7 protein-coding genes are annotated in these 10,177 nt (G+C 71.6%); all 7 read left to right on the top strand.

Translation table 11 applies throughout. The features are described 5' to 3' along the window. Positions 1 to 3 precede the first annotated feature (3 nt). The 7 genes from TR48_RS15165 (at position 4) to murG (ending at position 10,132) form a co-directional block, all read left to right on the top strand. Entirely contained in the window at positions 4 to 1,965 is a 1,962-nt protein-coding gene (locus tag TR48_RS15165; RefSeq protein ID WP_084729429.1) for a peptidoglycan D,D-transpeptidase FtsI family protein, read from the top strand. A 52-nt stretch (positions 1,966 to 2,017) separates the two neighbouring features. Then, entirely contained in the window at positions 2,018 to 3,679 is a 1,662-nt protein-coding gene (locus TR48_RS15160; RefSeq protein ID WP_042367138.1) for a UDP-N-acetylmuramoyl-L-alanyl-D-glutamate--2,6-diaminopimelate ligase, read from the top strand. 7 nt (positions 3,680 to 3,686) lie between these two features. Then, positions 3,687 to 5,123: a UDP-N-acetylmuramoyl-tripeptide--D-alanyl-D-alanine ligase gene (locus tag TR48_RS15155; protein ID WP_042367136.1), complete on the top strand. Its 1,437-nt coding sequence runs from the start codon at positions 3,687 to 3,689 to the stop codon at positions 5,121 to 5,123. Further along, on the top strand, positions 5,123 to 6,184 hold the full coding sequence (gene mraY / locus TR48_RS15150; protein WP_042367134.1) for a phospho-N-acetylmuramoyl-pentapeptide-transferase: 1,062 nt from the start codon (positions 5,123 to 5,125) through the stop codon (positions 6,182 to 6,184). Before TR48_RS15155 ends, mraY begins: the two co-directional genes overlap by 1 nt. A 45-nt stretch (positions 6,185 to 6,229) precedes the next feature. Continuing rightward, positions 6,230 to 7,654 carry a UDP-N-acetylmuramoyl-L-alanine--D-glutamate ligase gene (gene murD, locus TR48_RS15145; RefSeq protein ID WP_042367132.1) on the top strand — a complete coding sequence of 475 codons (1,425 nt, stop codon included), beginning with the start codon at positions 6,230 to 6,232 and terminating at the stop codon, positions 7,652 to 7,654. Positions 7,655 to 7,735: 81 nt separating this feature from the next. Next, positions 7,736 to 9,019 carry a putative lipid II flippase FtsW gene (gene ftsW / locus TR48_RS15140; RefSeq protein WP_084729427.1) on the top strand — a complete coding sequence of 428 codons (1,284 nt, stop codon included), beginning with the start codon at positions 7,736 to 7,738 and terminating at the stop codon, positions 9,017 to 9,019. Between the two features lie 6 nt (positions 9,020 to 9,025). Next, the gene (gene murG / locus TR48_RS15135) at positions 9,026 to 10,132 is read left to right on the top strand and encodes an undecaprenyldiphospho-muramoylpentapeptide beta-N-acetylglucosaminyltransferase (RefSeq protein WP_042367130.1); all 1,107 of its coding nucleotides are present in this window, start codon (positions 9,026 to 9,028) and stop codon (positions 10,130 to 10,132) included. Positions 10,133 to 10,177 lie beyond the last annotated feature (45 nt).

Below are 10,177 nucleotides of genomic sequence, written 5' to 3'. Positions count from 1 at the left end.
GCCGTGGCCTCCCGGTCGGAGGCGCCGGTGCGCGGCAAGGCGCCCGCGCGGCCCCGCCCGCCCGCGCCGAGGAGGCCGGGGCCCGGCGGGACAAGGCTGCGGCTCGGTGAGCCCCGGAAGCGGCTGCGCGGGATGTGGGTGGCCCTCGCGGTGGTGTTCGCCCTGTTCGCCGGCCGGCTGGTGCAGCTCCAGTTCCTGGACTCCACCGCGCTCGCCGAGGAGGCCAGCGCCAACCGGTACGTGACGACGCCGCTCGCGGCGCAGCGCGGCACGATCACCGACGCCGACGGCGCCGTGCTCGCCACCACCGTCACCGCGTACGACGTCACCGCCGACCCGACCATGCTCACGCCCCAGCAGCTGCACGTCACCGACGGGCCCGCGCAGGCCGCCGCGCTGCTCGCGCCGATCCTGGGGCAGGACCAGAAGACGCTCCAGCAGGCGCTGACAGCGAAGAACCCGAAGACGGACATGTACCGTCTCATCGCCAAGCAGCAGACCCCGCAGACCTGGAACCAGATCAACACGCTCAGCAACGCGCTCGCGTACAAGGCCGGTTCAGGCCACTGCCTGGTCGAGAACACGCTGGCGCTCAAGGCCGGGGACGAGGGACGCGTCGACGAGGCCTGCGCCAACCCGCTCGCCGCGATCTTCCACGCCCGGCACGACAAGCGCGTCTACCCGGACGGCGGCCTGGCCGCCAACGTGCTGGGGTTCGTCAACGCCGACGGCATCGGCTCCGGCGGGCTGGAGCAGCAGTACGAGAAGCTGCTGCGCGGCGTGGACGGCAAGCAGGTGTACGCGCAGGCGAACGGCCGCGAGGTGCCCACGGCGGGCGGCCAGCACGAGACCGAGCCCGTGCCCGGCTCGAGCCTGCGGCTGACGCTGAACCGGGACATCCAGTGGGAGGCCCAGAAGGCCATCTCCGACCAGGTGTCCAAGAGCCAGGCCCTCGGCGGCTACGTCATCGTCCAGGACGTCACCGACGGCCGGATCCTGGCCATGGCGACCGCTCCCGGCTTCGACCCGAACGACCTCGCGCACGCGAGCCCGGCCGCGATCGGCAACACCGCCCTCAGCGACGCCTACGAGCCCGGCTCGGTCAGCAAGCTGATGACGATGGCCGCGGTGCTCCAGCAGAACGTGGCCACCCCCGAGACGCACGTCACCGTGCCGGGCGCGCTGCCGCGCGCGGACCGGGTGTTCCACGACGACGTCGCCCACGGCACCGAGCAGCTGACGCTGAACGGCGTGCTGGCGCAGTCGTCCAACATCGGCACGATCCTGGCGGCGGAGCACCTGGGCTCGACCCAGAGCCAGGCCGACCAGGTGCTCTACGACTACTTGTCCAAGTTCGGCATCGGCCGGCCCTCGGGGCTGGACTTCCCCGGGGAGACGCAGGGCATCCTGCCGCCGCCGCAGCAGTGGAACGGCTCACAGCAGTACACGATCCCCTTCGGTCAGGGTCTGGCCGTCAACGCGCTGCAGACCACCTCGGTCTACTCGACCATCGCCAACGGCGGCGTCCGGGTCGCGCCGACGCTGGTGGAGGGGATCACCGGACCGGACGGCCGGTACACCGCGACGCCCGCGCCGGCCACCACGCGCGTGGTGAGCACGGGCGTGGCGCAGCAACTGGCCGAGATGCTGCAGTCCGTCGTCGGCAGCGAGCAGGGCACCGGCACCATGGCGCAGATCCCCGGCTATCTGGTGGCCGGCAAGACCGGTACCGCGAACAGGGCCACCGGGTCCGGTTACAGCGGTTACACGGCGTCCTTCATCGGTTTCGCGCCCGCGGACAAGCCGCGGCTCACCGTCTCCTGTGTGATCCAGAAGCCGGTGGGCGCGCACTTCGGCGGCGAGCTGTGCGGGCCGGTCTTCAAGCAGGTGATGGAGTTCGCGCTGAAGACACTCGACGTCCCGCCGACCGGCGCGGCCCCCGCGAACCTGCCTGTCAACTGGTGACATGGGTCACGGCGGGGTGGCAGACGGCGGAAAAGGATGGCGATACCCTCACATGACCAGCACGGATGGCGGCATGCACATGGCAATCAACTCCCCACTTGGCTCCGAGAGCACCGGTACGGGTAACCTCACCGCCGTGCCCCATCGTGATCAGCCCTCGCTCCGCCCCAGGACCACCGACGGCGTCGCCCTCGCGCAGGTCGCCGAGCAGCTCGGTCTGGGTGCTCCGGCGAGTGACGACACGCGCGTGACGGGCATCACCCACGACTCCCGAGCGGTCCTGCCCGGCGACCTCTACGCCGCGCTGCCCGGCGCCAACGCGCACGGCGCGGACTTCGCCGACCAGGCCGTCGCGAACGGAGCGGTGGCCCTGCTGACGGACGCCGAGGGCGCCGAGCGCGCCGCCGACGCCGGGGTCCCGCTGCTGGTCGTCGCCCAGCCGAGGGCCCGCGTCGGCGAGCTGGCCGCCGCGATCTACGGCCGCGCCGCCGAGCAACTGCTCTCCATCGGCGTCACCGGCACCAGCGGCAAGACCACCACCGCCTACCTGATCGAGGGCGCGCTGCGCGGCGCCGGCCGCACCCCCGGCCTGCTCGGCACCGTCGAGATGCGCGTGGGCGAGATGCGGATCAAGAGCGAGCGGACCACGCCCGAGGCCACCGACCTGCACGCGGTCCTCGCGATGATGCGCGAGGCGGGCGCGGACGCGGTCGCCATGGAGGTCTCCAGCCACGCGCTGGTCTTCGGCCGGGTCGACGGCGTCGTCTACGACGTCGCGGTGTTCAACAACCTGACGCCCGAGCACCTTGACTTCCACCCGGACATGGACGACTACTTCCGGGCCAAGGCGCAGCTGTTCACCCGCCGCCGGGCCCGGGTCGGCGTGGTCAACCTCGACGACCACTACGGCCGTCGCCTGGCCGCCGAGTCCGAGATCCCCGTCCTCACCTACTCCGCCTCGGGCGACCCGGCCGCCGACTGGCGCGCCGAGCAGGTGCACCTCGGCCACGCCGACTCGCACTTCCGCGTGGTGGGCCCGGACGGCCAGGCCGCCGACGCGTCCTCGCCGCTGCCCGGCCCGTTCAACGTCGCCAACGCGCTCGCCGCCATCGCCGCCGCTGTCACCGCCGGGCTGCCGCTCGACGCGGCCGTCGCCGGCGTCGCCGCGGTGCCGGGCGTGCCGGGCCGGATGGAGCAGGTCGACGCCGGACAGCCGTTCCTCGCCGTGGTCGACTACGCGCACAAACCGGACGCGCTCGAGGGCGCGCTGCGCTCGCTGCGCGAGGTGACCAAGGGCCAGGTCCTGGTCGTCATCGGCTGCGGCGGCGACCGCGACCCGTTCAAGCGCGGCCCGATGGGCGCCATCGCCGCCCGCTACGCCGATACCGCCATTCTGACCAGCGACAACCCGCGTTCGGAGGACCCGCTCGCGATCCTCGCCGCGATGTTCGCCGGCGCCGTCGAGGTGCCGGAGGAGAGCCGCGGCGACGTTCTGGTCGAGCCCGACCGCGCGCGGGCCATCGCCGCCGCCGTCGCCCGCGCCCACGCCGGGGACTCGATCCTGGTGGCCGGCAAGGGACACGAGGTCGGCCAGTACGCCAAGGGCGAGACCCGCCCGTTCGACGACCGCGTCGTCCTGCGCGACGCCATCGCTTCTCAGACAGCGCAGTCCAGTCTCATTGCCCAGTCCACCCCCATGGACGTCGAGGAGTAGAGCCAACGTGATCCCCCTGACCCTCGCGGAGGTGGCCGAGGCCACCGGAGGGACGCTCGTTGACGCACCGGACCCGCAGGCGCGGGTCACCGGCCCGGTGGTGCACGACTCGCGCCAGGTCACGCCCGGTGCGCTGTTCGTCGCCGTGGCCGGCGAGCGGGTCGACGGCCACGACTTCGCCCAGCGGGCCGTCGCCGAGTCAGGCGCCGTCGCCGTGCTGGCGAGCCGCCCGGTCGGCGTCCCCGCCGTGGTCGTCGCCGACGTGCTGGAGGCCATGGCCAAGCTGGCCCACGCCGTCACCGCGCGGCTGACCGACACCACCGTCGTCGCGCTCACCGGCTCGACCGGCAAGACCAGCACCAAGGACCTCATCGCGCAGGTGCTGGGCGCCAAGGGCAGCTGCGTCTACACCGAGGGCTCGTTCAACAACGAGATCGGCTTCCCGCTGACCGCCCTGAAGGCGAGGCAGGACACCGAGTTCCTGGTGCTGGAGATGGGCGCGCGCGGCAAGGGCCACATCGCCGAGCTGTGCGCGATCACCCGGCCCAAGGTCGGCCTGGTCATCAACGTCGGCACGGCGCACCTGGGCGAGTTCGGCAGCCGCGAGGGCATCGCCGAGGCCAAGGGCGAGCTGGTGGAGGCGCTGCCCGCCGACGGCGTGGCGGTGCTGAACGGCGACGACCCGCTGGTGCGCGGCATGGTCCCGCGCACGCAGGCGCGCGTCGTCTTCTACGGCGAGGCCGAGGACGCGACCGTCCGCGCCGAGGATGTCCGATTCGACCAACTGCAGCGTGCCTCGTTCACCTTGAGCACACCCACCGGTTCCGCGCCGGTGGCCCTGAAGCTCTACGGTGAGCACCACGTGAGCAACGCCCTCGCCGCCGCCGCGGTCGCGACCGTGTGCGGGCTGGGCGTCGAGCGGATCGCCGCCGCGCTGAGCGAGGCCGGGAGCCTGTCCAAGTGGCGGATGGAGCTGACGGAGCGTTCGGACGGCGTCACCGTGATCAATGACGCGTACAACGCCAACCCCGACTCGATGCGAGCCGCCCTGCGCGCGCTCGCCGCGATCGGCGGGAGAGGCCCGGAGGCCCGTCGCACCTGGGCGGTCCTCGGGGAGATGCGGGAACTCGGCGAGGAGTCCCTCGCCGAACACGATGCCGTGGGCCGGCTCGCGGTCCGGTTGAACATCGCGACCCTGGTCGCGGTGGGCGGCCGGGAAGCGGCCTGCATGGAGCTGGGCGCGAGAAACGAAGGTTCGTGGGGTGAGGAATCGGTGCTGGTGCCCGACGCGGATAGCGCGGTCGAGCTGCTCCGGGAGCAGGTTCGGCCTGGGGACGTGGTCCTGGTGAAGGCGTCCCGTTCGGTGGGCCTGGAGAAGGTCGCCGCGGCCCTGCTCGCGCAGGACGCGCAGGTCGGCGGCGCCGTCGGGGAGGCTGGTCGTTGATGAAGGCGATCCTCTTCGCCTCGGCGTTCGGCCTGTTCTTCTCGCTGGTCGGCACTCCGGTCCTGATCCGGATCCTGGCCCGTCACGGCTACGGCCAGATGATCCGCGACGACGGCCCGCAGGCGCACCACAGCAAGCGCGGCACGCCCACCATGGGTGGCATCGCCTTCATCCTGGCGACGCTGGTCGGCTACGGGCTGACGCACCTGATCATGGGGACCAAGCCCACCATGTCCGGGCTGCTGGTGCTCTTCCTCTTCGCGGGGATGGGCCTGGTCGGCTTCCTGGACGACTACATCAAGATCGTCAAGCAGCGTTCGCTCGGTCTGCGGGCCAAGGCCAAGATGGCCGGCCAGCTGATCGTCGGCATCGTCTTCGCGGTCGGCGCCCTGCGCTTCCCGGACCCGGCCGGCACCACGCCGGCGTCCACCAAGCTCTCCTTCGTGACCGACTTCGGCTGGTCGCTCGGCCCGGTGCTCTTCGCCATCTGGGCGCTGTTCATGATCCTGGCCATGTCCAACGGCGTGAACCTGACCGACGGCCTGGACGGTCTGGCCACCGGCGCCTCGGTGATGGTCTTCGGCGCCTACGTCTTCATCGGCATCTGGGAGTACGGCCAGAACTGCGCCACCGCGGCCACCGCCGGGGCGCAGTGCTACCAGGTCCGCGACCCGCTCGACCTGGCCGTCGTCGCGGCCGCGCTGATGGGCGCCTGCTTCGGCTTCCTGTGGTGGAACACCTCGCCCGCCAAGATCTTCATGGGTGACACCGGGTCCCTCGCCCTCGGTGGCGCGCTCGCGGGTCTGGCGATCTGCTCGCACACCGAGATGCTGCTCGCCATCCTCGGCGGCCTGTTCGTGCTGATCACCCTGTCCGTGATCATCCAGGTCGGCTCGTTCCGGATGACCGGCAAACGCGTCTTCAAGATGGCACCACTCCAGCACCACTTCGAGTTGAAGGGCTGGTCGGAGGTGCTCATCGTGGTCCGATTCTGGATCATTCAGGGACTGTGCGTCGCCGTCGGCCTCGGTCTCTTCTACGCTGGCTGGGTCACGTCGTAAGAGAACAGGCGAGCGTAATTGAGCAGCGGTGAGGTCGCGGACGGTATGACGGCTATCAACTGGGAGAACCTGCACGTCACGGTGGCCGGGCTGGGCGTCTCCGGCGTCCCCGCGGCCAGGGTGCTGCACAGCCTCGGCGCGGTCGTCACCGTCGTCGACGGCGGTGACGGCCCACGTCAGCAGGCCCAGGCCGAGGAGCTGCGTGATCTCGGCGTCACCGTCCGCCTCGGCGACGGCGACTCCCTGCCCGACGACACCGAGCTGATCGTCACGGCCCCGGGCTGGCCGCCCTACGCGCCGCTGTTCCAGGCCGCGGAGAAGCTGGACATCCCCGTCTGGGGCGACGTCGAGCTCGCCTGGCGCCTGCGCCGCCCGCACCCGGAGACGGGGGAGCCCGCGCCGTGGCTCGCCATCACCGGCACCAACGGCAAGACCACGACGGTCCGCATGCTCGCCTCGATCCTGACGGCGGCCGGCAAGCGCACCGCGGCCGTCGGCAACGTCGGCGTCTCGGTGCTGGACGCCGTGCTGGCCGAGGAGCCGTACGACGTCCTGGCGGTGGAGCTCTCCAGCTACCAGTTGCACTGGGCGCCGAGCGTGCGCCCCTACTCGGCGGTCGTGCTCAACATCGCGCCGGACCACCTGGACTGGCACGGCTCGATGGAGGCCTACGCAGCCGCCAAGGGCCGGATCTACGAGGGCAACGTCGTCGCCTGCGTCTACAACGTCGCCGACCCGGCGACCGAGGAGCTGGTCCGCGAGGCCGAGGTCGAGGAGGGCTGCCGCGCCGTCGGCTTCACCCTCGGCGCGCCGGCCCTGTCCCAGCTGGGCGTCGTGGAGAACCTGCTGGTGGACCGGGCCTTCATCACCGACCGCCGCCACGCGGCCGCCGAGCTGGCCTCCGTGGAGGACGTCCAGCCCAGCGCCCCGCACAACATCGCCGACGCCCTGGCCGCGGCCGCGCTGGCCCGCGCCTACGGCGTCGAGCCGCGCGCCGTCCGCGACGGCCTGCGCGCCTTCCGGCCCGACGCCCACCGCATCGCCTTCGTGGCGGAGGTGGACGGCGTCGCCTACGTCGACGACTCCAAGGCGACCAACCCGCACGCGGCGGCCGCCTCGCTGGCCGCCTACGAGTCGGTGGTCTGGATCGCCGGTGGCCTGGCCAAGGGCGCCGAGATGGGCGACCTCGTCGCCACGGCCGCCCCGCGCCTGCGCGCCGCCGTCCTGATGGGCGCGGACCGCGCGGTGATCAAGGCCGCCCTGGACGAGCACGCCCCGCACGTGCCCGTCTTCGAGCTCCCGGACGGCGTCGTGGGCGCCGCCGCGATGGAGGCGGTCGTCAACGCGGCGGCCGGATTCGCCGAGTCCGGCGACACCGTGCTGCTCGCTCCCGCGTGCGCGTCCATGGACATGTTCACGAACTACGGCGAGCGCGGCGACCTGTTCGCCGCGGCGGTGCACGCGCTGTAGGCAGTGCCTCCACGCTGATCGGCGGATGACCCGGTAGGGTCGTTCGCCGATAGTCGTCGTGCCGGGGAGAGGACCACCGAAGTGCCGGAAGCGAACGTCGCAACCTTCCGGTCCTACAGTCGGCTCAGTGGCGTCAGAAGTGCCTGGCGGAGCTTTCAGCGGGGCCTCGAAAGACCGCTGACGCCGTATTACCTCATTCTCGGGTCCTCCGCGCTGATTCTCGTGCTGGGCCTGATGATGGTCTTCTCCGCCTCCCAGATCCAGGCGCGGCTGGACGGGCTGCCGTTCGACTACTACTTCAAGAAGCAGCTCATCTCCATCGTCATCGGCGCCGGCCTGATGTACCTCGGCGTGCGGATGCCCGTCCGCGCCCACCGCGCGCTGGCGTACCCGCTGCTGCTCGGCGTCGTCGTGCTGCTGCTGGCGGTGATGGTCCCGGGCATCGGGGTCGAGGTGAACGGCAACCGCAACTGGATCCGGCTGGGCGGCTTCTTCCAGATCCAGCCGTCCGAGTTCGCCAAGCTGGCGCTCGTGCTCTGGGCGGCCGATCTGCTCACCCGTAAACAGCAGATGAAAACTCTCGGTGAGTGGAAGCACCTGCTGATCCCGCTCGTCCCGGTGGGTTTCCTGCTGCTCGCGCTCGTCCTCGCCGGCGGCGACATGGGCACCGCGATGATCATCTGTGCGCTGCTCTTCGGGCTGCTGTGGATGGCGGGAGCGCCCACGCGCCTGTTCAGCGCCAGCGCCCTGCTCGCGCTGCTGGCCAGCGCGGTCCTCATCATCACCGTGCCGCACCGGCTCTCGCGCCTCGGCTGCATCGGCGCCACGCACGTCGGCGCGGACGGGTCCTGCTTCCAGGCCGTGCACGGGATCTGGGCGCTGGCCTCGGGCGGGATCTTCGGGACCGGGATCGGCGCCAGCGTGCAGAAATGGGGTCAGCTGCCGGAGCCGCACACCGATTTCATCTTCGCCGTGACCGGTGAAGAGTTGGGTCTGGCGGGGACGGTGTCGGTCCTCGTTCTCTTCGCGGCACTAGGGTATGCGGGTATCCGCGTGGCCGTACGCACGAAGGAGCCGTTCATCAGGTACGCAGCGGGAGGCGCCACCACCTGGATCATGGCCCAGGCCATGATCAACATCGGTGCGGTGCTGGGACTTCTGCCCATCGCGGGCGTCCCGCTCCCGATGTTCTCCTATGGCGGGTCCGCGCTGCTGCCGACCATGTTCGCGATCGGCCTGCTGCTCTGCTTCGCGCGCAGCGAGCCGAGGGCGAGGGCGACGCTCGCCGCGCGGAGCAAGCGCAGGAGCAAGGGAAACAAGCAGGCTCGGCGCCGGTTCCTCCGGCGGCCCCACAAGGAGCGGTGAATTTCGGTGCATGTGGTCCTCGCCGGCGGTGGCACCGCCGGTCATATCGAGCCCGCACTCGCGTTGGCTGACGCGCTGCGGCGCAACGACCCCACGGTCGGCATCACCGCGCTCGGCACCGAGTCGGGGCTGGAGACGCGGCTGGTTCCCGAGCGCGGCTACGAGCTCGCGCTGATCCCGAAGGTCGCCCTGCCGCGCAAGCCCTCCGGCGACCTGATCACCCTGCCCGGCCGCCTCCGCAACACCGTCAAGGCCGTCCAGGACATCCTGGAGCGCACCAAGGCGGACGTGGTCGTCGGCTTCGGCGGCTACGTCTCGATGTCCGCGTACTTCGCGGCCAAGCGCAGCGGCGTGCCGATCGTCATCCACGAGGCGAACGCCCGTCCCGGCGTCGCCAACAAGATCGGCTCCCGCTACACCGACTACGTGGCCGTGGCCACGCCGGACAGCAAGTTCCAGAAGGCCCGCTACATCGGCATCCCGCTGCGGCACACCATCGCCAACCTGGACCGCGGCATGGCCCGCCCGCAGGCGCGGCAGTACTTCGGCCTGGAGCAGAACCTGCCCACCCTGCTGGTCTCCGGCGGCTCCCAGGGCGCGCGGCGCCTGAACGAGACGGTCCAGGCCGTCGCGCCGCGGCTGCAGCAGTACGGCGTGCAGATCCTGCACGCGGTCGGCCCGAAGAACGAGCTGCCGCCCGTCAACGACCTGCCGGGCATGCCGCCCTACCGGGCGGTGCCGTACCTGGACCGGATGGACCTCGCCTACGCCGCCGCGGACCTGATGCTCTGCCGGGCCGGCGCGATGACCGTCGCCGAGCTCGCCGCCGTCGGCCTGCCGGGCGTCTTCGTGCCGCTGCCGATCGGCAACGGCGAGCAGCGCCTGAACGCGCAGCCGGTCGTCCGCGCGGGCGGCGGCCTGCTGATCGACGACGCCGAGCTCACCCCGGACTGGGTGCTGCAGAACGTGCTCCCGGTGCTCACCGACCCGCAGCGCCTGTGGCAGATGTCCCACGCCGCGGCCGAGTTCGGCCGCCGCGACGCGGACCAGCTGCTGGCGCAGATGGTCTACGAGGCGGTCGACGCACACCGGAGCGGCCGCCGCCGTGGCTAGGACCCTGAGTCGGAACCCCGGCTGGCTGCCACCCCTGCGGCTCCG

The sequence above is a fragment of the Streptacidiphilus neutrinimicus genome (genome assembly GCF_000787815.1).
In the GTDB taxonomy this organism is placed as follows: domain Bacteria; phylum Actinomycetota; class Actinomycetes; order Streptomycetales; family Streptomycetaceae; genus Streptacidiphilus; species Streptacidiphilus neutrinimicus.
Note: the sequence above shows the minus strand (reverse complement) of the source record. Positions and strands in the feature narration are given on the sequence as shown.